This is a genomic window from Psychrobacter sp. AOP7-B1-25 (assembly GCF_052376195.1).
In the GTDB taxonomy this organism is placed as follows: Bacteria; Pseudomonadota; Gammaproteobacteria; order Pseudomonadales; family Moraxellaceae; genus Psychrobacter.
In genome coordinates this window covers 394290-421118 of record NZ_JBQSVK010000001.1, presented here as the reverse complement: position 1 = coordinate 421118, position 26829 = coordinate 394290, and the positions used below count along the sequence as shown (strand labels likewise).

Here is a 26829-nt window from a genome sequence, read left to right as displayed (position 1 = left end):
CTTATTCATTGGATTAGCTTTCCATGGCATCGTAATAGCCACCGATTGCCTGAATGCAAGACTGTACCAGCCCAGGACCACGATAGATAAGCCCCGTATAGAGCTGTACCATATCTGCACCTGCTTCGACTTTTTTAACGGCTTTGGTACCACTATCGATACCGCCCACACCTATCAAAGCGACTTTACCATCTAACTGATCAGAGAACTGTTGCAAAACCTGGGTACTAATATGACTCACTGGACGACCTGACAGGCCACCCATTTGATCACCATCACGCAAATCTTCGACACCTACGCGGCTCAATGTCGTATTGGTCGCAATCAGACCATCAATTTCAAAATCTATTAATTGCTGCGAGATATAATCAACTTGTAATGGTTCTAAGTCTGGAGCCACTTTAAGCACTAATGGGACATAAAAACCATATTCGGTAGCTAACTGGCTGTGGCGGTTTTTAATCGTATCCATCAGTTGAGTCAGTGCTTCACCACTTTGTAGGTCACGTAGGTTTTTGGTATTTGGCGATGAGATGTTGACCGTGATGTACGAGGCATGCGGATACACACGTTCTAAACAATATACATAGTCATCAGCGGCTTGCTCTACCGGCGTGTCGGCATTTTTGCCAATATTGATACCGATATTGCCTTTGTACTTACAACGTTTGACATTCTCAATCAGATAATCGACGCCTTCATTGTTAAAACCCATACGATTAATAATCGCATCTGCTTGCTTGATTCTAAACAGTCTTGGCTTGTCATTGCCTACTTGCGGTCTTGGCGTGACTGTACCTACTTCTATAAAACCGAATCCCAGCTCAGCCAGCGCGTCAATATAATCGCCATTTTTGTCTAGACCTGCTGCCAGACCGACTGGATTAGAAAACTGCAGTCCCATACAGTCTGTCGGTTGCATTGACTGACCATACGCTAAGCCTAAAACACGTGCTTTATGCGCTTTATCCAATAAAGATAGCGTCATCTCATGGGCGTGTTCGGGATCCATATTAAATAAAAAAGGACGAAGTAAGGCATAAGACATAGTGATGGCAGACCCTGCTTGGAAGCAATAGTGAATAAAAAATGCGAATGAAATCGAGCGCAGCGATTATATCAGCTTAACAGAAATAAGAGCAAAGTTTCAGTCGCTAAATTTCTACATTTAAGCGGTAAACAATGCTGGTGAGTCTCTTCTGAATAACGATAAACGACCAGCGTTTAGACTAAAGCATTAACCTAAGAAATCCTGATAAGCACTTATGGCACTGGACGTCCGTCAGTCAATGCAATCCATCCACGTATGATGCGATACAAATGCCAAATAAAAGTAAAGGTCATAATGAGCAAACCAAGCCCAGCTAATAATATTGATCCAATAGCGATATTACTACTATCTGCTAATACGCTAACGCCAAAGCCGCCTAGTGCAAAGGTAATCAGTATAATGCCAATAACAAACCAAACAACACTGTACCAAAAAGTCTTAATTTGCCAATCAAAATGCGTGGCCAACCACGACCCACTAGCATCATGGCGCTTGGCATAGTTCATGACAATCGGCACAACCCATAATAGCCCAGCAGTAAAATAGCTGATCACATATAAAAAATAGGTAATGTGGTTATAAGTGATTAAAGAACGGCGCTTATCATTGCTCATACTGTCACGCATTATGTGAGGTTTTCCTTACTGGTAATATTTTTGTTCAATAGATATATGATTAACTGTTTAATGGAGCCAGATAAATCGCTTTTCAATGATACCAACGATCAAGCATTATTTTGCTGTCGAGTAATAAGCACACAGTGATATAAGTATTTGAAATTTCTATCACAATCTGAGGCATTTTAGGAAGTGACCGTTGCTTGCACCTGAATAGATTTGTTAGTCGTATCTTGTTGCATAGACAGCTGTGTGAATTGCCAGCCTTGCTGTTCAAGTTTCCCTAGTGCAGTACTGACAATCGCTTGACTAGGATGCGTAAAGCTTAATTGCACTGCATCGCCAGTCGCAACTACCTGGGCATCTGCTATACCTGAGTTATTGAGCAGCGCGTTAATACGACTAGCAGGCGGCATATCAGCCTCTCCAGTAGCGTTGTTACTAGTATTTAATGCACTACTATCAATGTTGCCTGCTTGAGCACGCAGCCAAAAATAATCCGCCACTTGCTCTTGATAGTCGTTTTTACTATCGGTCGCTGCTTGATGAACACTATAGCCACCATAACCACCGATAAACAACAGTAAAAATACAGACAATATAGCTAGCGCGAGCTGATCACGTGGAGGCAATGCTTGCCAGCGTGTCGTCAATACATCTTGATAACTGTTCATACGCTCTGAGAATACATGAGACTTAGTACTAGTTGCAGAGACAGCTGTATTACGTTTGGTACGGCGTTGTAATCGTTTCATGTTTTGACCTTTATTACCAATACCTTGATTAGTTACGACGCTGCCGCATTGTTTGCCATGTCGCTGCTTTCTGCAATATTATTCTCTACAACATTGACAGTAACTTGACCACTAAACTGACCTTGCTCATTACTATTGACTTGCGCAAGTTTGGCATTTAAGCCTTGTGCTACCAGTGTGCTTGTGAATTTATCAAGACTACCGCGATCTGGAGCAATCAAGGTAAAACTTAGTGCTGATGGTTGCATGACTAGTGACTGTGCATGCATTGAGGACTGTTTGATCAGCGGTGATATTCGTGACAATGCCGCCATATGTGATGCAGGCCCTTGGCTATCGCTACGCAGTTTTGGTTGCAGCTGTACTTGCAGTTTGGTGCGCGTACTCAGTGGTTCATCGGCGAACCAAGACTGATACTGTGCTGCAATTGCAGTTTTGGTTGCTGCGGTAGCCTCATTATATTTGTACCATTGCACACCGTCGGTTGCCATTTGCAGCACCAACGCCGATAGCGCAACCATCATCGCCACCCGTAGGTATGGTGATAATTGTGAATCAGTAGATTTAATAAAGAAATTAAGCGCTTGACGTTCGGGATTATCAATTGGCTTAGGTATTGTAGACAGAGTCGTCAGCAATAGCTGATGTTCGGCAGTTAATGCTTTAGTTTGCGCCATTAAATCCACTGACGATGAAGAATCTAGTGACTCAACCGATGTGTCAATAGGTGACTCAATAGACGGCTGCACCATTACCTCACTCAAATGCGGAAAGCGCTCAAACATTAACGGCAAATAACTGACGGCCATACCCTGACGCAATGATTGGCGCAGCAGGATAGTTTGCGAATCTTGATAAAGGGTCACTTGCTGACCTGCGCCCTCTTCTAGCGGTGGCAACAATAAAAAATCTGGCAGTAACGCCACTATATTCATACCGGCTAGCTGCGCGCTTTGTTGCCATGACTCAATATTATTTTGTGCCAGTGCATACAGTTGTGTCGTATCAGCATGGCTCAATTGGCGAATAGTCAATTGCTCAACAGGCGTTAGTGAGGTTTCTTCAAATAAGTATTGCTTGCCACTATTACCAAGCTGCTTAAGCTGAGCAGTGTTGAGCGCCGTGTCCACTTGCAATGCATGACCTGAGGGAAAATATAAACAAAGCGCTTTTTGGCTATTGGACTTATAGTTACTATAGATCGTTTGCAGCTGTTGCCAACCATCAACCATTTGCCATTGCTGTATGTCTTCGTGCCAGACAGCTAGCGGGCTATGCTGCGCTCGTAACCAAACATGTAACACTAAACGTGTCCTCAATTATTGCTGCGGTTATCAAAATATTAGAAATCTAGTAAGGCTGCTCAGGAACAAAACGATCAACTTCCGTTGCCATACCAGTCATCACAAACTCCATGTCAAATACTCTGGCTTCTGCTAAAGAGAAGGACTCAGGATAATCGCCTGTAAGCAATCCTGCGATATAAGCGACAATAGACATATGACAAACAACGACCAAACATTCAGCTTCAATACTGCCAATATCTATTAAAGCTTGGCGAGCATCATCAGAGGGCGTGATGTTATTCTGCACAGATGATAGTACTTGTGGCGCTCGTGACTGGAACGCAGATAGTGTCTGCTGCGCTCTAGTATAAGGGCTGACCAAAAAACGATCTGGGCTATAATGCGTAGTCACATACTCTGCTGTTTGTGCTGCTTGCTGCTGACCAAAGTCCGTCAGCTGACGTGCGCTATCTGGACGTGTCTCGTCTTCTGCTTGACCATGACGTACTAATATAATTTTCATAACCTTCCTTGGAGCGCTAAGTTCGACTCTCGCAATACTGATTTTTGTGATGTATCTTACTCATCAGTATCGTCATCTTTGCTACTGGTATTACTGCCAGAGGTTTTCATATGAGCGGTAAGTGCTGCATTGCTATGATCATGCGCCATGACAAACTCAACATCGCTACGGAATCCTGCTTCCATCAGATGTAGCGCAACGCCTAGAGCAGCCTTATCTTCATAAATAACTGCATAAAGCGCATGGGTAATTGGCATATAGATACCAGCTTTGGTCGCCTTTTCATGTACTTGCTGAATGGTATTCACCCCTTCAGCGGTTTGCCCAAGCTTTTTGACCGCTGTATCAATACTCATACCGCGACCGAGCATATTGCCGATACGGTAGTTACGACTCAACTCTGAGCTACAAGTAGCATATAAATCGCCTACCCCAGATAAGCCTAAGAAAGTAAGCGGATTGGCGCCTTCTTCAACGCCAAAACGACTCATTTCTGCCAAAGCACGAGTAAGTATCATCGCCTTGGTATTCTCACCTACTTCATAAGCGGCTGCCATACCCATGGCGATTGCATAGATGTTTTTTAGCGCCCCGCCAAGCTCAACGCCACGCACATCATCACTAGCAAATACTCTGAAAAAGGCACTGTGCAATGCTGCTTGTACGGCATGACGTAGTGGTTCTGACTCACTTGCGATAACCGTAGCAGATGGCATATTTTTCATGATTTCTATAGCAAGGTTCGGCCCAGACATGACACCAAAATTCACTTCTGGCAAGACTTCTTTGATAATGTCACTCATCATCGCAAAGGTGTCTTTTTCCATACCTTTGGTCAACGATACAATGGACTGACCACTGATAAAAGGCGCGATATTTTTTAGCGTTTCGCGAAAAGCCAAACCTGGCACAGCGATAAAAATAATGTCTTTATCTTTGACGCTAGCCGCCAAATCATGGCTATATTTCAGTCGATCATCAAGCTTATAGCCTGGTAGGTACTTTTTATTGGTCTGTGTTTTCGCCATTGCTTTTACGGTACGCTTGTTACGTACCCACAGCGTGGTATCACAGCCATTACGTGCGGCTAAATTCGCCATTGCCGTACCGAAACTACCACCACCTAAAAATGCCAAACGTAGCTTAGTCGGATTGCTATGAATGTCCGCCATATCTTTCGCTACAGCTGATTCAACAGGGTTAGGGTTTGACTTCTTACGGCCGAGACCTGACTTGGTTGCGCGCTCAAAGATACCTGCAAGCATACCACTCTGTTTTTCAGACGACTCTTTATCCGTCTCATTGTTAGCACTGCTGTTGTTTTTATTACTATTGTTAGGGCTTGTCATGTTCTTTTATCCGTGTTGACTGACGTATTATCAATAGAATCTATCGTGCTCAGCGACTGAACCTTATTATCTTTGAATTATAACTTTATAAAATTATAATTTTATAAATAGACAGTACTGAGCTACATTACGACTCGAAGCGAACTAGCGGTTCGATATCGATAGGTTTGCGTTTGGACTCATCCTTGGGACTTGTGCCAGTATAAACAAAAGCGGTCACATAATCATCTGCGCCTACACCAAAATATGCTTTTACCGCAGGCTCATTACATAGTAGCCCAGTGCGCCAAACCGTACTAAACCCTTGAGCCTTTAATGCCAAAATTAGATTTTGCACAGCAGCGCCCGCACTGAGCATCTGCTCAAAGGGTGGTACTTTTTTGTGTTCTTGCATTTGAGTCACAGCAGTTATGATTAGCGGCGCTCGCAGCGGCATATTTTGAGTTTTCATGATGGTTTTCTCAGACAGTTCTTCGCCGTCTTGTAACGCTTTTGTTTGGACAGCTTCGAGCAAGGCACGGCCTAACTCATGGCGCGCCTCACCTTGCGTGACGATAAAGCGCCATGGACGCAATTTTTTATGATCTGGTGCAGTTGCCGCACACTCAATAGCAGATTCAATCTGCGCACGTGTCGGTGCTGGCTCATCTAGATTGCCCATACTGCGTCTTGAATTTATCCAGCCTATCAACTCATCACTGGTAGAGGAGATATCATTCGCTGCTACGTTCTTCACAGACAGTTTGTTGTCTTCTATTTCTTGGCTTTCATTGTCGGCTGTGGTCATTGTTTTATCCTTATTTATTATTATCTGTCACTACTTATTATTTATAATATTATTTTCTTATTTTTCAACGGCTATAGAATAGTTGAGAGCTACACGTAGGTAGTCTCAACTCAGCAATAAACTAAACTACGCAACATCTTCGACGCGATGATCCATGCGTAGATAGTCTTCTGACTGCATCTCAAGCAGACGTGAGCGAGTACGTTCAATTTCAAACGCCAGCTTCTCTCCTTGATACAGTTCTAGAATCGGCTGCTCTGCTCGTACCAATAGTTTTACACGGCGATCATAAAATTCATCGACCAGATAAATAAAACGACGCGTTGGATCACGTAAGTCGTCATCTAGTGCTGGCACAGAGTCAACTAAAACGGTACTAAATCGTTTGGCAAGCTCAATGAAATCAGCGGCTGAGCGCGGCGCCATACAGAGATGACGGAAGTCACAGAATAAGATATCTTCGGTACAAGCGTTGATTTTTACTTCTCGTCCATTGATAGTAATGGGCTCTTTACTGATTTTCTGATTATTCGACAGGCTCGCAAAACGGTTGGCCAACCAATGATAGTTCGCCTTAGTAAGTGGCGCTTCGTATAGCTCAGCTTGTTGCAATACGCGCAGACGATAATCGATTCCAGAGTCGATATTCATTACCGTCGTATGACTTTCAACTTCCGCAATGGCAGGCATAAAACGGTCACGATGTAAGCCGTCTTTATACAGTCCAGCTGGCTCAATATTAGAGGTGGCAACCAAAGTAATACCACGGTTGAACAGCATAGTGAACAAATCGCCCAATATCATGGCATCAGAGACGTTCGAAACGAAAAACTCATCAAAACAGATGATGACCGCTTCTTTATAGATAATATCAGCAACTTTCTCTAACGGATCGCTCTCGCCTTGCAGCTTGTTGAGCTCTCTATGGACACGCTGCATAAAGTGATGAAAATGCAGGCGCATCTTGCGCTCGATGGTCAACGAGTCATAAAACATGTCCATCATCCATGTTTTACCACGGCCGACACCGCCCCACATATAAAGACCAGTAGGAGCGACAGGTTTTGATTTTAAAAAGCCAAAAAAGCCTTTCTTTTGCGGTGCGCTATTGATGAGCTGATGGTATATCTCATCAAGATAGCTCATGGCCTGAAATTGCTGCTCATCCCGAGTAAACTCATCTGTACTGACGGCTTTCTCGTAACGTTGCAATGGAGATAAACTCATAATACGACTCATCGTTGAATTAAATAAATATCAAAGTAATAGGGCAATTTAGCATAACGCTATCAAGCCATGCTAAACCATATCAAAGCAAAAGCTATTAAGCTGATCTAGGTAACAAATAAATTAGCTATCCTGCCCAAAGCTATGCTTGTCTAATAAACCTTTAAGCTCTGATAAGCGACCATGAAAAAAGTGACCAGCGCCGTCAACTACGCTGACTTCAATACCCAATCGGTCTGCAAATGCTTGCATATTGTGAGGTTCAATCACCTCGTCCGCATTACCATAAATCTCAAAGGTTCTATCCGCAGGCAGACTAATATCAGTACTGTCGTTTTTTTCAACCGATGGTGCAATCAGAGCTATTCTCGCTACTTCAAAGTCACCTAATCCCCATATATGTGAGGCTTCCAGCACTTGCTCAGCCACACGTGCCGTGACATAGCCACCAAAAGAAAAACCACCTAGCCATAGCTTTCGAGCATTGGTTTGTTCAGCAATCCATTGTAGCACGGTCATTGCATCGACCACTTCACCTTCCGCGTAATCATGCTCGCCTGTCGACTGACCAACGCCGCGAAAGTTGAAGCGCACCACATGCATACCATTGTCGCGAGCAAAGCGATACATGGTGGTAACCACTTTGTTATTCATCGTACCATCAAATAACGGATTGGGATGGCACAGCAGCGCCACAGTGTCTGTATTTGGATCATTAGGATTGTCATTTTGCCACAGTGCGTCAACCTCGAGCACGCCAGTAGGAGCAGGAATCAATTGCATAGTATTACTTATTAATAAAAAATGAATGGCTCAATTATCCTAGATACAATTTATATTTCAAGTGATTTGCTGTGTACGGATGCGACTTGTTTTATTTTTGGTCAATAAAGGTTGTCTGCATTTTTGAAATATTACTGTTATTAGGGTTTCAAACTGGTTTATATCTATTACAAGATTCATTGGCAATATACCCGTAATACAGCACACAATAACTGTCTAGACACTCAACAACTAGATAAGCTACTTTCATAAAGCTTTGCCTATTGCTAAGACGTTCTGTTTATATAAATCAGGAGTTATTTATGAATACTTTTAATAAAACTGCCAGTTTGACGGCAACGTTAGTGACTGCACTTGCTTTGAGCGCCTGTCAAAGTACGCCTTCTTCACCAGTGATCCAGCGTGCCAACTCTATCTACGAGACAACTGGTATCGCCGAGACCAAAGTCAAAGCACAGCAAAATGCGATCGATAGTGCTCAAAAGACTTGTCGAAGCAAGCAAGTGATCATCGTTGATGACAACACAAAGTATAATGGTATCTTGAACGAACGTACTGGCCGCATGGTTGGTCAAGTAGGTGCTGTCGTTGGCTCAATCTTCGGCACAGGTACGCCAGATTTGTCACGTAGCGACGATTATGAATACAACATTAACTTCCGTTGCCAATAACAACAACTGCCTGTAGATGAAACTAGGCTAACAATCTGTTCGCTAACAAACGACATACCATGCCCACTCATCAAGTAGCCAACAAACTGCGATATAGATAATATATCAATCAAAGCTTGTTGGCTTCGCTTTTTGTACTTTCCTTTTTGAGTTAAACTATCCGCTATCGGATTCAGCACATCCTCGTCAATTTTTATATTTTCATCATCTTTGGTCTAATATTATGCGCAAACCCAATCTTTCAAATATTAAACAGGCCAAAGTATTAGCACCTGCCAAAGATTTGGCCACTCTAGAGGCGGAACTCGCTGAGCAGGAAGACCATTTAGAGGATACGGTCCTACGCCTCAGTGATTATTTATCAGCGGTTGAAATGGTCATCAAACAAACTTTTGACCACCGTGTCTGGGTAAAAGCTGAAATCCGTAATCTGTCGAGCAAAGGTGGTCACTACTACTTTGAACTGGCAGAAAAAGATGACGATGGCAAAGTAGTCGCCAGTTGTCGTGGCAATCTCTGGCGCTTTAAAGCTGCTCGTGTATTAGCTAAGTTTGAACGTGCGACTGGTATGCCGCTTGAGCGTGACCTAACCGTACTCCTCAAAGTGTCGGCAGGCTTCCATGCCCAATATGGCTTTTCAATCACCATTGAAGATATCGACCCCAGCTATACGCTAGGTGATTTGGCACGGCAATATGCAGAAATGGTCGACCGCTTAACAGGTGAAGGGCTATTACATCTTAATCAACAGCTACCTGCCCCTTTTGATATCGAACATGTGCTGGTCATCGCCCCTGAAAAGGCAGCTGGATTGGGTGATTTTCAAGCAGATGCTGATCGCTTAGCCAGTACAGGTGCCTGTCACTTCCACTACCATAGTGCGACTTTTCAGGGTAATCATGCGCCCGCTGAAATCCGTCAAGCCATCGTTAATGCCCAGCAGCAGTTTTACGATACTTATCAACGCCTACCAGATTTATTAGTGATTATTCGTGGCGGCGGTGCGGTTGGTGATTTGGCTTATCTCAATGATTATGAGTTAGCAGCTTTGGTTGCTGAGCAGCCCGTCCCTGTCTGGGTGGGCATCGGTCATGAGCGTGACAAAGTCATCTTAGATGAAGTGGCACATACTAGCTTTGATACACCATCAAAGGTGATTGCTGCTATCCATAGCCATTTAGCCCAGCTCGTCACTCAGACGCTACAATATCAAGCGCAAATTAAGCAAGCGGCTCAGCGTCAATTGAATACTGCTGAGCAACAAACCGCACGCCAGTTGAGCCAAATACAGTCGCAAACGATTGGGCAACTCACCGCTCTACGAAAAGACAGTGACTATGCATGGCGCAGTATTCAACAAAGTGCCCAGCGCCAAGTAAAGCAAGCAGTCAGACTGACGGCTGAGCGATATACACAAACGCAAACCTTGGCGCGTCAACAGCTCGCAAAAGCCGCTACCAATAGCAAAAATTATCAAGAGTCAATCATGCAAAACGCGCAGCAGCAAATTGTGCAAGCACATCGTGATAGCGAACATCTACGTGATATTGTGCTATTACATCGTCCATCTCGTGTGCTCAAGCAGGGCTATACAATGCTCACAGATGCTCAAAACAAGCAGACACTCACCAGTAGCACTCAACTGTCTGCTGAACAAACCGTCAATATCATTTTAAAAGACGGCAACGCAAAAGCGCAGATTATCGATGTCAATATGGATAAAGAAGCGACTGAAACCTCAGACACTCCAACTTAACCACATAATAATATCTAAAGACTACTCATCAACTTATCTTACTTTTAAAAATTAGGAAGCTTCATGACTACCCCTACTCGCCGACGCAAAAAAGCCACCCCAAAAACCTTTAAGGCGGCTTATGATATCTTAAAAACCAATGCGGCTGAATTACAGCAACAAGATGAACCTGACATTGATAATTTAATGACAACGGTTGAAGAGTCGATTGCCGCTTATCGTGTTTGCGAGACTCGTATCAATGCTGTGCAACAAGCATTGGATGCGGCCTTTGCTGAAGAAAAATCTACCAGCAGTCTCGATAGTTAAATAGAAAACAGCCACTGGGTAGCAGCTGTTTGGTCAAATCAAGCGCATTAATCTCATTTGGCACATTTGGCACATTTGGCAACGCAACAGTTTGATATTCTGTTTACTCCGGTTCGTCAACTTCAAAGACTTGACGCAGGTAGGCAAGATACGTGTCGTTATTGATCATGGTCTTGCCTGGGCTATCAGATAACTTCGCGACTGGCTGACCATTGCACTCTACCAACTTGAGCACGATATTAATCGGCGTAATGCCCATATCATTGGTCAGATTGGTACCAATACCAAAACTGGTTCTGATGCGCCCTTTGAAATATTGATGCAGCTCCCATGCCTTCTCTAAATTTAACCCATCGCTAAAGGTCAAAATCTTAGTTTTTGGGTCTATTTTTAGCTTCTCATAATGGGCAATCGCCTTATCACCCCAGATATATGGGTCGCCGCTATCATGACGCAGACCGTCAAATAGCTTGGCAAAATACAAGTCAAAATCACGCAAAAAAGCATCCATGCCGACTACATCTGTCAAGGCAATACCCAAGTCGCCACGATACTCATGCACCCATGCTTCAAGCGCAGCCTTTTGTGAGTCACGCAAACGCACATCTAATGCCTGAAATGCCTGCATAAACTCATGCGCCATAGTGCCTATTGGCGTCATTCCTAATTGCTTGGCCAAATACACGTTTGATGTACCACCGACTATCTTTGGCTCGGCTTTATGTAGCGTTTCCACTACATGTGCTTGCCAGCGTCGACTAAAGCGCCTACGCGTACCAAAATCAGCGACGATAAATGGCGGCGTATCCTGACCGTGCTGAGCTTGCTTTTCGGCATACTGATGCAATAGCGTCACTTTTTCATTAAGGCGACGTTGTCCTTCTTCAATCACGCTATCATTAGAGAGCGCATTAAAATACAGCTCATTGACAATGGCTAGTACAAATACTTCAAAGAACATCGCTTGAATCATCGGCCCTTCGATATCGATAAATAAACGGCCTTTATCGTCTGTACTTACCGTAATAAAGCGACGTTTTAGCTTAAATAGTTCTAGATAATCAACGAAATCTGAGCGAATAAAGCGTAAGCTACGTAGGTATTCTAGCTCATCTGGCAAAAAGCGCAATTCGCATAAGCTATCTAGTTGCTGCTCTAAATCTTTTTGAATATCAGACAATGGATAGGCTGCATCTTTATTATTACGGCAGCGGAAACGGTAAACACCATGGGTTTGCGGAAACTGATGCAGCATGGCTTGTAACATCGTAAATTTGTACAAATCATTATCAAGCAATGAAGTAATAATAGGTGCATAAGAAACAGTCATGCTATGGCCTTAAAAGTGCAAAAATAAAAAATAAACGTCATTTGATAGACAAAGCGACATCATATATGAACGACAAACAATACACGCTTATTCATTATGAGCCATCGATAAATCGTTCAGTATAACGAAGTTTGGTATTTATTTCAGAGTTCACTTTTGATTGTAGCAAAACGACCGTAAGATGATGGCGATTGCTTAACCCATTCATAAAGATATCACCCAAGTTTATCCAAAAGATCTATTCATAGATGGTTGTCAAGGCTTACGCTTTTGCACTCATAAACTGCTCCACATAATCATCAGCAGGATTATGTCGCAACTCGCTCGGCGTCCCCGTCTGTATGAGTCGACCGCCATTTAGCATACTGATACGCTGACCTACTTTGACAGCTTCATTAATATCATGGGTAATAAACACAATGGTTTTGTTCAATCGATCTTGTAGTTCGAGTAGCTGGTCTTGCAACTGAGCACGAATGAGCGGATCAAGTGCAGAGAATGCTTCATCCATTAGCAGAATTGGATTGTCCGTCGCTAAGGCACGAGCTAGACCAACGCGCTGCTGCATACCGCCTGATAGCTCATCAGGGTAGCTGTTTTCCAAGTTAGATAGACCTACTTCATTAAGCCAATGTCTAGCTGTTTCATGTCGCTCGTTTACGCTCATTTTTCGGACACGCAGACCGTATGCGACATTTTGTATAACCGTCATATGTGGCACTAAGCCAAAGTGCTGAAAAACCATACTGACTGTCTGCTGACGATAATGCTGCAACTGCTTGTCATTGAGCGCTAAAATATTAGTAGCCGTAGCAGAGTTCTCTTCTACTACTACCGTACTTACATTATCTGTCGCTAATTGCCTATCAGTTGTAGTGTGAGTCGCACGGTCTCTATTCAGAGCAGTATCTACCCATATCTCGCCACTGGTTGGATCGATCAAGCGGTTAATATGGCGTATCAGCGTTGACTTGCCTGATCCTGACAACCCCATGATGCAATGCAGCTCACCTGCCTTGATATCTAGATTGATATCATAAAGACCAACTGAATAGCCCGTTTGCTCTTTTACCTTGATGCTATCCATACCCTCAGCCAGTAGACCCAATGCAGACTGTGCTTGCGTGCTATTGGCATTATAAATCTTACTGATATTTTTTAATTGGATATGATTCATCGTTGCTCTCATTATTCACGTGGTTTTTATTATTATGACGGTGGTCGATTACCATGGATTCAGTCGCATGCCATCAAAAAATAAACTTCTATCCAATCGGACGTCTACCTGCTTCGATGGTTTTTTGACGAGTACGCTTACCCTGACCAAATGCTTGCGTGATACGGTCGATGATAATGGCAATGATAACGATAGCCGTACCTGCTTGTAAGCCTTGACCGATATTGAGCGTTTGGATAGATTGCAATACGTCTTCCCCAAGCCCAGGAGCACCAATCATTGAAGCCAATACCACCATAGCCAGCGACATCATCACGGCCTGATTGATACCTGCCATAATACTGGGCAATGCTTGTGGTAGTTTAATCCAAAGAAGCAGCTGTAGATGGGTACTACCAAAAGAGCGTCCTGCTTCGACCATTTCATGGTTAACTTGCGCAATCCCTAATGCTGTCAAACGAATCAAGGGTGGCAACGCATAAATGACGGTTGCAAATAACGCAGGCACTTTACCAATACCAAACAGCATCAGCACCGGTATAAGATAGACGAAACTCGGCATCGTCTGCATGACATCTAGCACTGGCGTCACTAGCTTACGTAGTAGCTTGCTACCTGACATAGCGATACCAATAGGAATACCAATCACAACCGTAACCAGTACCGATACGATAAGCAGCGCTAAAGTATCGATCAGTGCGCCCCACAATCCAAAAGCACCTATCAAAAATAATCCTGCACCACATGCCAGCGCAAACCAAATTTTTCGGACACCAAACCAACCAAGCACGGTCACAAATGCAATAATAAGCCAAGGTGGAATAACGGTTAATAACCGCTCAATAGGTAGTAGCAGATAAGTAAGGGCTATCGTACTAATAGTACGGAATACATCGCCATAGTTTTGAACGACGCTTGCTAAAGCATTATTGAGTGGCGTCTCAAGCGACCATGAAGGAAAGCTTGATGATAACGCTGACTGATTGGTGTTTGATGCAGCTGTCTCTGTATCGATAGCACCCGTTGAGCTAAGCCCTAACTTAGTAGATAGATTAGTTGCTGCTTCATCGGATAACCACGCTTGCCAAACGTCTGGGTTTTCACGTAAAAACACCATGGCTTGCTCGTCGCCAGTGCGTTTACTTTCGCTCATCTCCAAGATAGCACCATTTAGCTCATCAGAGGTAAATTGCACCTTTTCAAAGACAGTTGCTAATTCAGGGTTGGATTCGATAAATGGCGTAGAAACGGCAATACCTAATGGTGAGACGGGAAACCCTGACACACAGTCCATCTTACCATCGGCGAGCAGTAAGTTTTGCCAACATTCATCCTCATGAGCTGGAAACTCTAGTGGCGCAAGGTCATATTTTGCCATTAGCCCAGTGGGTTGCCAGTAGTAGAACAGCAGTGGCTTATGCTGTTCAAAAGCGGAAGCGATTTCAGCATCGAGAGCAGCACCCGTACCAGGATGTGCGTTGTTAAAGAGACTGTCTAAACCGGTGGTTTTTAGCAAACGTGTGTTAAAAATCTCGCAGGTCCAACCAGAGGGACAGTTCATAAAGCGTGATTTACTAGGATCTTCAGGGTCTTTAAATAGCTCAGTATATTTAGGTAAATCTTGATAGCTGCGCAGTCCTGGGTTCTCTTCCAAAACATATCTTGGGACATACCAACCTTGAGTTGCACCGCCTTTTAGCGTATCGCCAATGACAGCCACTTTATTTTGCTCAATGGCTTTTTCCATGATTGGCGAGCGACCAACCCACTGCTCCCCGATGACCTGAATATCATTCTGTGATAGTGCTGTATCAAGTGCAGGCCCTGCTCCTGGTACTTCCTCTACTGTGCAGCCGTATCCATCTTCTACGATATATTTGAGCACACCGGAAGTAAATTGCCCACTCTCCCAAGTTAGTGCCCCAAATTTAATCGGCGACTCACACGCGGCAGAAGCTGATACAGGCATTAGTAATGCGCTCATACACAGTAAGCTTAAAGCAATCCATTGGCGCATGCGCTTTCCTATTATCATGTTGTATCGGTATAAAATTACTGTTGAAACAATAGAACTAAAGAAAAACGGCTAAATGTCGCTATATGATATTACCAATACTATCTATAAGCCATTCAGCTACTATCTACTGTTGTTTGGACTTACTACAAAGTGTAACGACTTCTAGAAGTGATGACAAATGCTTATTTGTCGACTAATACACTAGATAAATTTAAAACAATTTTGATACCACTCTTATAGTAAGTCGCTCTGAATTTTAGAAATCCATATTTAAGCAATCAATGTTTTAGACAAAAAAAATAGCACCCATTTGGATGGATGCTATTAGTTATAGTATCGATTAACAAAGGTCAATATTAATTTCTATAGCTACTATAAAACGTCTAATTCAAGACCGTTATTTCAAAAACGGTTATTTTAAAGATCATGATTTTAAAGACCTTTATTTCAAGAACAACGCCATCGCCTTTTTAAACAATCCACCATAAGGCGGCAACAATAAATTAAGGCCATTAAGTTTGGTTTGTACAAAAATAGGCTTCATATGGCTGAGGCGTTCAAATCCAGCCTTACCATGATAGGCACCGGTACCAGAGTCACCCACACCACCAAACGGCAAATCATGCTGAGCCACATGTATCAAAACTTCATTGATACAAAGACCACCCGAGACCGTGTTGTTGCGCACGTTTTCGATACTTCTATAGTTGTCACTAAACACATATAGCGCCAATGGCCGTGGGCGCGAGTTCACAAAGTAAATAGCATCATCAAGCGTCTCATAATGCATCAGCGGCAATATCGGGGCAAAAATCTCGTTTTGCATAATATCACTATCAGGCGCAGGCTCGCTGACGATGACTGGTGGCATGAGGCGGGTCTCTATATTAGCCTCGGCGGTGGTTAGCGCATGCATCTTACCACCTGTTAAAGCATCTAAATAGCCTTTTACCCGTTTAAACTGCTCACCATTAATGATGCGAGAATAGTCTGGATTTTCTTCAATATTAGGATAGTGTTTGGTCATCCACTCTTTTGCCAGCTGAATGAATTGGTCATGATACTGACGTTGAATCAAGACATAATCTGGCGCAATACATGTCTGTCCAGCATTTAGCGTCTTACCCATCATTACACGATTGACAACAGATTCTAGATTGGCGTCATCTAATACAATTACTGGTGATTTGCCGCCAAGTTCAAGCGTCACTGGTGTCAAATTAGGCGCTGCTGCTGCCATCACTTTTTTGCCTACCGCAGTCGATCCTGTATATAGCAGATGATCAAACGGTAACTCACTAAAGGCGGCGGCAATTTCAACTTCACCGAGCACCACACAAATCATATCTGGTGAGAAATAACGAGCAACGGCATCAGCGAATGCATGAGCAAATTGCGGTGCAGCTTCGCTCATCTTGACCATGATTCGGTTACCCGCAGTTAGAGCATCAATCATTGGCCCAATTGCCAGATACAGGGGATAGTTCCAAGGCACCATAATACCGACCACACCCAATGGCTGCGGTTGAATTTCATTATGGGCTGGCATATATAATGCTGAAATAGGCGCACGATGTGTTTTCATCCACTTTTTGCCGTGTTTCTTGGCGTGGCTAATACCAGTAAAGCTAGGAAACAGCTCAGCAAACTGAGTCTCTGACTGACTACGATAGCCAAAGTCTGCACTTATAGCTTTTGCAAAGCTTTCTTGATTATCACTCAGCATTACTTCTAAATTGTCTAGTTGCGTTGCACGAGTGCCCCAATCATTGATTGGTTGCGTACGACTTAATATCTGCAAGCGCAAAAACTGTGCTTTCATCTCATCGATAGTCGTTGCCGTACTTAGTGCTTCAGGCACACGCTGCAGCTCAAAACCTGTATCGGCTATTGCTTGCTCATGGGCGCTTTGGTTACTATCTGTCATTTGCCTTCCTTGTCATAGTCATAAGGTTTGTAGTCACTGCACTATATTTGGTTAGAAGCTCTATCTGTCTAGTCGGGTGCGCTCGTTGATAACCTGCTCTGACCGTACATTTCATCAGATTCCATTTACCATACTTTAATGTAGCGCATCGACTGAGCAATGAACAGTACCTTTGGTCAACTAGTGCGTTTGTACCAGTAGCACCGCTATGAGTCACTTGGCGCTGTTATATACCTGTTATTTCATCGCTCATTACCAATCTGTGTGTTATTAGCATTTACGCCTTTTGTAGACATTGGGATAGCATATAATTTTGGGTGATAGTCGCCAAAACTGCTACACTACCGATGAGCATTATTTATTTTCAACTTGATAATAATAAGACAGATACTCTCATGCAAAATGACATACAACCCCTTAATGATACGCTTATCAGCAAATCTCTATCAGCGGCCGATTATGTCCCTACTCTCGATGCAATGTTGGCACGCACCCTCGAACGCATCGATCTAAAAAAACAGCAAGGGCTGCGGACGCCTGATGAATTATGGATTGTCGATCATAACGACGTCTACACACTTGGACAGGCAGGCAAAGAAGAGCATATATTGCAGCGTACTGATACCCCTATTATCAAGACTGATCGCGGCGGTCAGGTGACATGGCATGGTCATGGACAGTTGGTTATCTATTGGTTATTTGACTTGGACAGTCTCAAATGGAGTGTGCGTAATCTCGTCTCACACGCTGAGCAAGCGATCGAAGACGTCATCAATGACTGTTTGTGTAGCTCACCATCTAACAGTGATAATATCAGTGCGCATGCGCGCCGTGATGCCCCTGGTGTCTATCTGTATGCCGATAATGCTGCAACAGACGACAGCACCACTATAGATAATAAATCTTTTGATAATAAGATTATGCTTGGAAAAATGGCCTCGCTAGGCTTCAAGATTAAGCATGGCTTCAGCTATCATGGCATTGCCATTAATCTAAATTGTGACTTATCTTCATTTAACGCCATCAATCCTTGTGGTTATGCAGGCATGCAAATGCTACGGCTGTCTGACTTTGTTAATATGCAAACGGAGTCAGAAGCGCAAACCGAACAGCACACAAGTAATTCATTCAGCTATGAGGTAGTCACTCAAAAACTTGTTGATAACATCGCCAAGCGCCATGCTGGACTGATTGAGTTGCGAGCAATCACACCTAAGTGAGTTTTGAGCCTACCTCTGCATAATCTTTTTTTGCATAATATCTTGCACGCTTAGACTTAAGCATTAAGAGAAAATTCAGTACAAACTTGCTATAATCGCATGCAGTACAAATCGGACACAGCAACTATCCTTACTGTATCCCTAGCTTGACCCCTTATTCAAACATTTAAAACAAAAGCAAATTGGAGCATTTTATGGCAGATTTTAATAAAATTTTGGACGCAGGCGACGTAGACGGCGGCATCATCAACGTAGTAGTAGAAATCCCAGCTGGTAGCAGCCATAAAATTGAGTGGAATCGCGAATTAGCCGTATTTGAGCTTGACCGTATTGACCCACAGATTTTTGCCAAACCTTGTAACTATGGTTTCATTCCACAAACACTTGACGAAGACGGCGATGAGCTTGACGTATTGCTATTGACTGAACAGCCACTACCGACTGGCATTTTCTTAAAAGCCAAAGTTATCGGTGTAATGAAGTTTGTTGATGATGGCGAAGTAGATGACAAAATCGTTGTTGTTCCTGCTGACGATCGCGACACAGGCAATGCTTACAACAGCTTAGAAGACCTACCAAAGCAGTTAATCAATCAACTAGAGTTCCATTTCAGCCATTACAAAGACCTGAAAAAAGCTGGTACTACAGTTGTTGAATCTTGGGGTGACGTGAGCGAAGCTAAAGAAGTTATCAAAGAGTCTATCCAACGTTGGAAAGATCTATAATTTATTAAACATTGGCAGAAATGCTGATAAAGATAAATAATAAAATACCGCCGTCACAATAGTGGCCGCGGTATTTTTTTGCTTGAACATTGCTTATCTAACATGGTTATAATGAGCATACTACTCATTCAAACTTATATGCCGCAATAAGGACAGTCATGTTTAACCCCGACCCTAGCGAAAAATCGGTCAATACAAAGTTGCCAAAAGACGTCATTATGATGATCGAAAAAAATAACCTCGTAATGGCTATTAAAACTTTGTCGGCAGACGAAAACATCAGCATGGATGAAGCCAAAAGCAGAATTGATGCTTATGAGACCCAGCTAAAGGTAAAGCAACAACAAAAACTCAATACGATCGCTAGTAAACAAGGTATTCCGAATGGCGCCATCAGTTTTGATAGAGAGCAAGAGGAAGATGAACCTGGGCCACTGGTAAAAAATCGCGTTAAAACTACTAAGAAAAACCAAGGTTTTAAGGGATTGCAAGATGGTGTCGACAATCAGCTAAATGACTTGGGCTATAAGAAATCTCTACTGCCCTATTGGCTAAAACGACTGCTCGTGATTGCTATCTTGATGATAGGGGTATTTTGGATATTGTGGCGAGTGTTTGGTTAAGCGAGTTAGCTAAATAAACGATTGGATAAACATATTTTTTATAGATTTGCATACCGACTAGCGACAACTTAAGAATATAGCCAGTCAGTATGCTGGTCGATATACTAATCCAACTTCCGCACCTGAAATCTTTGACAGCATCCATTAATCTCAAATTAATTACAGCAAGTCACTTATACCAATCCTTTATATAGGAAGTAGAACCCGACGACAGTTAACAACACCGCAAAACATTTTTTTAATAGCTGCGGTGATAATATATGAGCCACTTTCGCCCCTATCTTTGCAGTGAAAAAGCTCATGATACTAATGCCCAAAAAGGCATAGATGTGAACAAAACCAATCGTATTGGGCACATCTACTTGCTGCTTCATTCCAAAAAACATGAATCCTAACGCACCAGCAATCGCGATGGGTAGACCACACGCGGCCGACGTACCAACTGCTTTTTGCATCACTACACCGTAGCGCGTGAGATAAGGTACAGTTAAGCTACCACCACCGATGCCAAAAATGGCAGAAGCGATACCAATGACCCCGCCTGCCGTCAGTTGTTTAGGCTTTGATGGTAATGCTGCATGGGCATTACTGACGCTACTGGTTGTTTTCTTTTTGCCGCCCCTAAACATTTTAAAGGCCACCCAAAGCAAAAACACACCGACGATGAGCTGAAGGTATAACCCAGATATCTGCCCTGCTATCCCTGCCCCTAAGAAACACCCTATCGCTAAGCCAGGTGCTAGGTTTTTGAAGACAGGCCACATGACTGCGCCTTTTTTATTGTGTGCCATTAACGAGCTAATAGACGTCACAATAATGGTCGCAAGTGACGTACCTAACGCCAAATGCATGATATTGTCAGGACTATAACCCATCTGAGTAAAGACAATAAATAATAGTGGCACGATGATGGTTCCACCGCCCACACCAAAAAGCCCCGCAGCAAATCCTGCGAGGGCACCTATGACTAAAAAAATGATTAATTCCACGGGATAGTTACTTCTCAGATTGACGATGAATAGTTTGATGACCATTCGATAATGGCCGGATGATTGGCTTAGGCGATATCCACTTGACCCACTCGAGAGTAAGCACGATTAAAGTAAACCAAGCTTTCTTCTTGTCCATCTGGTTGCTCAGACTTTTTGATGGCGACTACTCGGCACATAAACACACTGTGCGTGCCTACTTTCTGAATTTGCTCAATCTCACAGTCGAAACTGACCAATGCATCTTCTAGAATAGGAGAGCCTGTTACTAGCTGAGACCAAGCGCCTTGTTTGAAGCGCTCTTCTGAATGTAGTTTTGAGGCAAAAGCGTTAGAGACGGGCTCATGATGAGCGCCCAACACATTGACACACAATGTTTTATTTTCAACAAAATACGCATGCGACCGAGAGGTCTGGTTCATACAGACGAGCAAAGTTGGCGGTGTATCTGTGACACTGCATACTGCCGATGCTGTAAACCCATGAACGCCAGATACACCTTCTGTAGTGACAACATTGACCGCAGTCGTTAACAAAGACATGGCATCTCTAAAATCGGTTGCTTCAATCATATCTTTAATCATTACTGAAATCCTGTGAAACGTTAAAAAATTGTGCTTCAATTTTAGTTTTGCAAAGGGAGACCCTGTAAATAGAACCTCCTCAACGACTGAACTTTAATAAGCATCATTCAAGCTAAAATCCTAGCCTACAAAATTTACCAAAGCCACCAATGCCAAATTTACATCAGCTTGTTTGATAAGCTCTACGCAGTCAGCTCTTGACGAACGATCTGTGCGCCTGCACTTAATGCCGCAAGCTTGCCACGAGCCACTTGGCGTGACAACGGGGCCATACCGCAATTGGTTGCAGGATACAGCTTGTCAGCATCGACAAATTGTAATACTTTACGTAGTGTGTTGGCCACTTCTTCTGGTGTCTCAATGGTATTGGTTGCCACATCAATGGCACCAACCATGACTTTTTTACCGCGAATCAATTCAATCAAATCCATTGGCACCTGTGAGTTTTGACACTCCAATGAGACAATATCAATCTTAGACTGTTGCAGCTGAGGAAAGGCCTTCTCATATTGACGCCATTCTGAACCCAGTGTCTTTTTCCAGTTATTATTGGCTTCGATACCATAACCGTAGCAAATATGTACTGCTGTTTCGCATTTTAGACCTTCAATAGCACGCTCTAAAGTGGCAATACCCCAGTCATTCACATCATCAAAGAACACATTAAATGCTGGTTCATCGAATTGGATAATATCAACGCCAGCAGCCTCTAGCTCTTTTGCTTCTTGATTCAGGATTTTAGCAAATTCCCAAGCCAGTTTCTCACGACTTTTATAATGATCGTCATACAGTGTATCAATCATCGTCATCGGCCCTGGCAAAGCCCATTTGATTGGCTGATTGGTCTGCTGACGTAAAAACTTGGCATCTTCTACAAATACTGGCTTTTGACGGCTCACCGCACCGACCACTGATGGCACACTCGCATCATAGCGATCACGGATTTTGACCGTCTCACGATTTTCAAAATCAACACCATCGAGATGTTCGATAAACGTGGTTACGAAATGCTGACGGGTCTGCTCGCCATCACTGACGATATCAATACCTGCATGTACTTGTTCTTGTAGTGACAGACGCAATGCATCTTGTTTGGCTTCAATCAACTGCTCGCCTTCTAAAGCCCAAGGTGACCAAATTTTTTCAGGTTCTGCCAGCCAAGACGGTTTCGGTAAGCTGCCAGCGGTTGAGGTTGGTAATAATAGTTTTGTCATGGTTGTTTATCTTCTCTCGTGTGCTCGGTTAAGCAGCATATTTATTATTGGTTTGTTTTTTATCTGCTTGACTATCAACGGTATAGCTTGCAGCCCACTCTTCAAGAATTTCTTGGTATGGCTTGATAAATGTTTCTTCCGTAAACTTACCTTGTGTCACTGCCATTTGGCTGCGTTCGGCGCGGTCATAGACAACTTGCGTCAGTGAATAATCTTGGTAGTTCAGGCTAGGTTGATACACTTGACCAGCATTTGAATTAGCATTGTAAATCTCAGGACGATAGATTTTCTGGAAGGTTTCCATCGTACTAATCGCACTGATAAGCTCAAGATCCGTGTAATCACTTAGCAAATCACCTGCAAAATAAAAGGCTAATGGCGCAGCACTACCTTCAGGCTTAAAATAGCGTACGACTAAGCCCATTTTATAAAAATAGTCATCAGTTAATGAATATTCGTCTTGCTTGTACTCAACACCTAATACAGGATGCTGGTTGGTAGTACGGTAGTAGGTTTTGCTGGTTGACACGCTCAGGCAAATCACTGGTTTTTTATTAAATTGCGCTTTGTATGCCTCTGAGTTCAATAAATATTGAAACAGTTTGCCGTGTAGCTCACCAAAGTTATCCGGTGTTATTGACGCTAAGTTTTTGTCACGATGCTCTGGTAATACAATGCTGAAATCATAATCACGCACGTAAGATGAGAAACTATTACCAATCATGCCGTCGATACGCTTGTTTTCTTTATGATCTACAATTGTGGTTTTTAGCGTTTCGATAATAGGAAACGTATGACCATTACCTTCAACATCCATATCGACAGAAACAATATCAACTTCAACAGAATAGCGGTCTGCTGTTGGGTTGTCCCAATGCGCCAATGCGTTAAAGCGGTTGTCTATCATTCTTAACGTTTTGCGCAAGTTCTCCTGACGGTGCTCACCGCGAGCCAAATTTGCGAAGTTAGTTGTCAAACGAGTGCTATCTGCAGGCTGATAGTTTTCATCAAAACGAATGTGCTTGATTGAACAATTGAATTCTTTACTCATGGTGATTCGCTACCTTAATTATCTGAGATAAAACCAAATTTGTGTATGAGGTGAATCATACCTAAATCTAAACATGAATAAAAACGATACAATTTAAACATAAGATGAATTACATTCATCTTAACAGAGATGCGGATAGAAACAGAATTGTAAGGCGGAAGTCTTGAAGATTTATTTATTGAATAACTAATCACGTTCACTATACGTAACGAAGCAGTCTCTTACGCTGCTTGATGATATTTTTAGAGCATAAAAAAAGGATACTGTAGTATCCTTATTATTCGAATTTGGTGCTGATAATAAACCTACTTTAGTGATGCTCACCAGGAAGAATTTTAGCAAAAACACGCTGGGCAAAATTAGGTTTGCTATCAGTCGTTTGCGCAGCAGTTGAACTTGGAAAAATGCGATAGCCAATGGACTGCACGCCAACGTTGAAGGCGGGTACCAGCGAGTAAGTCGCCGATGCAAATTTACCCATATTACTAGCAATGCTATTCGGCTTGTGAACGATGGCTTTCGCTACCATCATCGCTGCTTCATCAGGCATCAATGCTGGCATATATCGATATAGTTTGGTTGGCGCAATCATTGGGGTGCGTACGAGTGGCATAAAGATATTGGTCACTTTGATATTATCACCTTTGACTTCGGCAGCCAAACAGCGACTAAATGCATCCAAAGCTGCCTTTGATGCAACATATGCTGAAAATCGAGGGCTATTTGCCAACACCCCAATTGAAGATATATTCACAATTTGACCAGTTTGACGCCCAATCATAGTTGGCAAAAAACCAAGAACAATTTTGACCGCGCCAAAATAATTAATCTCCATGGTACGTTCAAAATCATGGAAACGGTTGACCGATTCATGTACTGAACGGCGAATCGAACGACCTGCATTGTTGACCAATACATCAACATGCTTAAAATCAGCCAGAATTTTTTCGCTGGTTTTTTCAATTTCATCCATGTTGGTAAGGTCACATGGATAATAACTGGCAGCGCCGCCAAGTGTTTCAATATTTTCTTTGACCATTTTTAACTTATCTGCAGTACGAGCCAGCAAAATAACATGTGCGCCACACTCACTGAGCAAAAAAGCCGTACGCTCGCCAATACCACTTGAAGCGCCTGTAATGATAATATTTTTGCCTTTGACCGCTTTAGTGATTACTTTTTTCGAGAGACTGGCCATAAAAAGTCCTTTTTGTTTATTCTATCGTTATTAGTATTTGGTTATAGCATAGCAAAAAAACGTAGTATGGAGTGAACAAAACCATGGTAGGCGTGAGTTAACGGGACCTTTGTGAAAGTTCCTAGTCGTCATAAAGGCTTATGAATACAGTTTTAGTTTATGGCCAAATGCTATACTTTTTTGGTCAATTACGAGGAGTACCTGCTTTGATAGACACACTAACTCACTATATCGACTTAATTGCCAAAATTATTGAAGTCAGTGGCGTCCTCATTATGTTTTTTGGGCTATTTCTTGCTCTATATAAAGCCTTGCGAGCATCGGGTCATTTCAACAATGACACCTATATTGAGATCAGACAGACCGTAGGCAAGTCTATCTTGTTGGGTTTAGAAGTGCTGATTGCCGCTGATATCGTGGCGACAGTCGTCACGGTGCCATCGCTACGCAGCGTATTAGTGCTAGGTTTTATCGTACTGATTCGAACCTTTTTGAGCTTATCGCTACAAGTTGAACTAGAAGGCCGACTCCCTTGGCAGAATAAAAAATCGGCACATGATGAATAGTCTGACACATAAGACTCAAGCGATTACTATTCATGTGCCTGCAAAAAAGTCTCGACTACTTTAAATTGTCCAGCGGTACTTTCTTCGCCATACATCGCCTGTCTAAAGGCGTTAGAGTTTGGAATACCTGTCGTATACCATGCAATATGTTTACGTGCGATACGGCAGCCTGAATACTCTCCATAAAAATCATAAAGCTCTTGTAAATGAGCAAGTACGATCTCTTTTATCTCACTAACACTTGGGGCCTCTAAGCACTCGCCAGTACGTAAAAAATGCTCAATATCGCGAAATATCCATGGTTGCCCTTGTGCAGCCCGTCCAATCATCACCGCATCACAGCCTGTCATTTCATAGACGTGTTGGGCTTTTTGTGCGCTATCGATATCACCGTTAGCAATGACAGGAATACTGATACTTTCTTTGACTTCACGTATTAGCTCATAACGCGCATTACCTGTATACATGTCCTCACGCGTACGTCCATGAATAGCAATCGCTGCAATACCTGCTTGCTCAGCACGGCGTGCCACACGCAAGATGTTTTCACGACCGTTTTCAAAACCTAAACGTGTCTTTAGCGTGACAGGAGCATCTACCGCATTGACCGTTGCATCTAGCAAACGCGCGACCAAGTCTTCATCTTGCAATAACGCAGAACCTGCCAGCTTACGACAGACTTTTTTGGCCGGACAGCCCATATTGATATCGATAATCTGTGCGCCATTATCAATTTGATAACGGGCCGCTTCAGCCAGTTTATCAGGCTCTGCTCCTGCTATTTGTGCAGAAATAGGCGCAATCTCATTATCAAAATTGGCGCGATACAAGGACTTTTTACGCGCATAAAGAGCCGTATCCGCGATGATCATTTCACTGACCGCATGACCCGCGCCAAACGACTTGCACAGTCGGCGAAAAGGGTTGTCTGTCACGCCTGCCATTGGTGCGACCATTAGACGGTTTTCAATCGTCAAGCCACCGATATTTAATGGCTGTAACAATGGATGGTCAGACACTGGCAAAGACGTAGATACAACAGAAAAATCATTAGACATAAAAAAACGGCTTGATTTGTAAGAAAAACAAGCCGT

26 protein-coding genes are annotated in these 26829 nt (G+C 43.0%); 7 read left to right on the top strand and 19 right to left on the bottom strand.

Annotation, left to right across the window (positions count from 1 at the left end; genetic code table 11):
- Positions 1-13 precede the first annotated feature (13 nt).
- From ACT3QR_RS01655 to ACT3QR_RS01615, 9 genes are all read right to left on the bottom strand, one after another.
- Positions 14-1048, bottom strand: a complete 1035-nt coding sequence (locus ACT3QR_RS01655; RefSeq protein WP_444519652.1) for a quinone-dependent dihydroorotate dehydrogenase — start codon at positions 1046-1048, stop codon at positions 14-16.
- Positions 1049-1263: 215 nt separating this feature from the next.
- Positions 1264-1677, bottom strand: a complete 414-nt coding sequence (locus ACT3QR_RS01650; RefSeq protein ID WP_444519651.1) for a DUF4870 family protein — start codon at positions 1675-1677, stop codon at positions 1264-1266.
- Between the two features lie 176 nt (positions 1678-1853).
- A complete protein-coding gene (gspM, locus tag ACT3QR_RS01645) occupies positions 1854-2423 on the bottom strand; it encodes a type II secretion system protein GspM (RefSeq protein WP_444519650.1) in 570 nt (189 codons plus the stop codon).
- Positions 2424-2455: 32 nt separating this feature from the next.
- Positions 2456-3727 (bottom strand): type II secretion system protein GspL, encoded by a 1272-nt coding sequence (gene gspL / locus ACT3QR_RS01640; RefSeq protein WP_444519649.1) that lies wholly within the window; start codon positions 3725-3727, stop codon positions 2456-2458.
- A gap of 46 nt (positions 3728-3773) precedes the next feature.
- Complete coding sequence (locus tag ACT3QR_RS01635) at positions 3774-4232, bottom strand: SixA phosphatase family protein (protein ID WP_444519648.1); 459 nt, start codon at positions 4230-4232, stop codon at positions 3774-3776.
- A gap of 56 nt (positions 4233-4288) precedes the next feature.
- Positions 4289-5581: an NAD(P)H-dependent glycerol-3-phosphate dehydrogenase gene (locus ACT3QR_RS01630; RefSeq protein WP_444519647.1), complete on the bottom strand. Its 1293-nt coding sequence runs from the start codon at positions 5579-5581 to the stop codon at positions 4289-4291.
- A 127-nt stretch (positions 5582-5708) separates the two neighbouring features.
- The gene (locus ACT3QR_RS01625; protein WP_444519646.1) at positions 5709-6368 is read right to left on the bottom strand and encodes a nitroreductase family protein; all 660 of its coding nucleotides are present in this window, start codon (positions 6366-6368) and stop codon (positions 5709-5711) included.
- Positions 6369-6494: 126 nt separating this feature from the next.
- Positions 6495-7595: a cell division protein ZapE gene (gene zapE, locus ACT3QR_RS01620; RefSeq protein ID WP_444519645.1), complete on the bottom strand. Its 1101-nt coding sequence runs from the start codon at positions 7593-7595 to the stop codon at positions 6495-6497.
- 123 nt (positions 7596-7718) lie between these two features.
- The gene (locus ACT3QR_RS01615; protein ID WP_444519644.1) at positions 7719-8378 is read right to left on the bottom strand and encodes an alpha/beta hydrolase; all 660 of its coding nucleotides are present in this window, start codon (positions 8376-8378) and stop codon (positions 7719-7721) included.
- Positions 8379-8680: 302 nt separating this feature from the next.
- Between ACT3QR_RS01615 and ACT3QR_RS01610 the strand changes: the two genes are divergently transcribed.
- The 3 genes from ACT3QR_RS01610 to xseB all read left to right on the top strand — a co-directional run bounded on the left by ACT3QR_RS01610 (position 8681) and on the right by xseB (position 11114).
- Positions 8681-9049, top strand: a complete 369-nt coding sequence (locus ACT3QR_RS01610) for a hypothetical protein (RefSeq protein ID WP_444519643.1) — start codon at positions 8681-8683, stop codon at positions 9047-9049.
- 223 nt (positions 9050-9272) lie between these two features.
- Entirely contained in the window at positions 9273-10805 is a 1533-nt protein-coding gene (xseA, locus tag ACT3QR_RS01605; protein ID WP_444519642.1) for an exodeoxyribonuclease VII large subunit, read from the top strand.
- 63 nt (positions 10806-10868) lie between these two features.
- Positions 10869-11114, top strand: a complete 246-nt coding sequence (gene xseB, locus ACT3QR_RS01600; RefSeq protein ID WP_444519641.1) for an exodeoxyribonuclease VII small subunit — start codon at positions 10869-10871, stop codon at positions 11112-11114.
- Between the two features lie 103 nt (positions 11115-11217).
- On the opposite strand, the gene pncB is transcribed toward xseB, so the two are convergent.
- The 4 genes from pncB to ACT3QR_RS01580 all read right to left on the bottom strand — a co-directional run bounded on the left by pncB (position 11218) and on the right by ACT3QR_RS01580 (position 17565).
- Positions 11218-12444: a nicotinate phosphoribosyltransferase gene (pncB, locus tag ACT3QR_RS01595; protein ID WP_444519640.1), complete on the bottom strand. Its 1227-nt coding sequence runs from the start codon at positions 12442-12444 to the stop codon at positions 11218-11220.
- A gap of 262 nt (positions 12445-12706) precedes the next feature.
- Complete coding sequence (locus tag ACT3QR_RS01590) at positions 12707-13621, bottom strand: ATP-binding cassette domain-containing protein (protein ID WP_444519639.1); 915 nt, start codon at positions 13619-13621, stop codon at positions 12707-12709.
- A gap of 88 nt (positions 13622-13709) precedes the next feature.
- Positions 13710-15638: a glycine betaine ABC transporter substrate-binding protein gene (locus ACT3QR_RS01585; protein ID WP_444519638.1), complete on the bottom strand. Its 1929-nt coding sequence runs from the start codon at positions 15636-15638 to the stop codon at positions 13710-13712.
- Positions 15639-16080: 442 nt separating this feature from the next.
- On the bottom strand, positions 16081-17565 hold the full coding sequence (locus ACT3QR_RS01580) for a coniferyl aldehyde dehydrogenase (RefSeq protein ID WP_444519637.1): 1485 nt from the start codon (positions 17563-17565) through the stop codon (positions 16081-16083).
- 395 nt (positions 17566-17960) lie between these two features.
- On the opposite strand from ACT3QR_RS01580, the gene lipB reads away from it, so the two are divergent.
- The 3 genes from lipB to ACT3QR_RS01565 all read left to right on the top strand — a co-directional run bounded on the left by lipB (position 17961) and on the right by ACT3QR_RS01565 (position 20133).
- Positions 17961-18785 carry a lipoyl(octanoyl) transferase LipB gene (gene lipB, locus ACT3QR_RS01575; RefSeq protein ID WP_444519636.1) on the top strand — a complete coding sequence of 275 codons (825 nt, stop codon included), beginning with the start codon at positions 17961-17963 and terminating at the stop codon, positions 18783-18785.
- Between the two features lie 194 nt (positions 18786-18979).
- Positions 18980-19510 (top strand): inorganic diphosphatase, encoded by a 531-nt coding sequence (locus ACT3QR_RS01570; RefSeq protein ID WP_290177799.1) that lies wholly within the window; start codon positions 18980-18982, stop codon positions 19508-19510.
- 158 nt (positions 19511-19668) lie between these two features.
- On the top strand, positions 19669-20133 hold the full coding sequence (locus ACT3QR_RS01565) for a hypothetical protein (protein WP_444519635.1): 465 nt from the start codon (positions 19669-19671) through the stop codon (positions 20131-20133).
- A 173-nt stretch (positions 20134-20306) separates the two neighbouring features.
- On the opposite strand, the gene ACT3QR_RS01560 is transcribed toward ACT3QR_RS01565, so the two are convergent.
- From ACT3QR_RS01560 to ACT3QR_RS01540, 5 genes are all read right to left on the bottom strand, one after another.
- The gene (locus ACT3QR_RS01560; protein ID WP_444519634.1) at positions 20307-21122 is read right to left on the bottom strand and encodes a sulfite exporter TauE/SafE family protein; all 816 of its coding nucleotides are present in this window, start codon (positions 21120-21122) and stop codon (positions 20307-20309) included.
- 68 nt (positions 21123-21190) lie between these two features.
- Positions 21191-21694: a flavin reductase gene (locus ACT3QR_RS01555; protein ID WP_444519633.1), complete on the bottom strand. Its 504-nt coding sequence runs from the start codon at positions 21692-21694 to the stop codon at positions 21191-21193.
- A gap of 194 nt (positions 21695-21888) precedes the next feature.
- Positions 21889-22920 (bottom strand): methionine synthase, encoded by a 1032-nt coding sequence (locus ACT3QR_RS01550; RefSeq protein ID WP_444519632.1) that lies wholly within the window; start codon positions 22918-22920, stop codon positions 21889-21891.
- 28 nt (positions 22921-22948) lie between these two features.
- Positions 22949-23971, bottom strand: a complete 1023-nt coding sequence (locus tag ACT3QR_RS01545; RefSeq protein WP_444519631.1) for a DUF1852 domain-containing protein — start codon at positions 23969-23971, stop codon at positions 22949-22951.
- Between the two features lie 310 nt (positions 23972-24281).
- Positions 24282-25169, bottom strand: a complete 888-nt coding sequence (locus tag ACT3QR_RS01540; RefSeq protein ID WP_444519630.1) for an SDR family NAD(P)-dependent oxidoreductase — start codon at positions 25167-25169, stop codon at positions 24282-24284.
- 206 nt (positions 25170-25375) lie between these two features.
- Here ACT3QR_RS01540 and ACT3QR_RS01535 point away from each other — a divergent pair, with 206 nt between their 5' ends.
- Positions 25376-25735 (top strand): DUF1622 domain-containing protein, encoded by a 360-nt coding sequence (locus ACT3QR_RS01535; protein WP_444519629.1) that lies wholly within the window; start codon positions 25376-25378, stop codon positions 25733-25735.
- 26 nt (positions 25736-25761) lie between these two features.
- Here ACT3QR_RS01535 and dusB read toward each other — a convergent pair whose 3' ends face one another.
- Positions 25762-26793: a tRNA dihydrouridine synthase DusB gene (gene dusB, locus ACT3QR_RS01530; protein ID WP_444519628.1), complete on the bottom strand. Its 1032-nt coding sequence runs from the start codon at positions 26791-26793 to the stop codon at positions 25762-25764.
- Between the last annotated feature and the right edge of the window lie 36 nt (positions 26794-26829).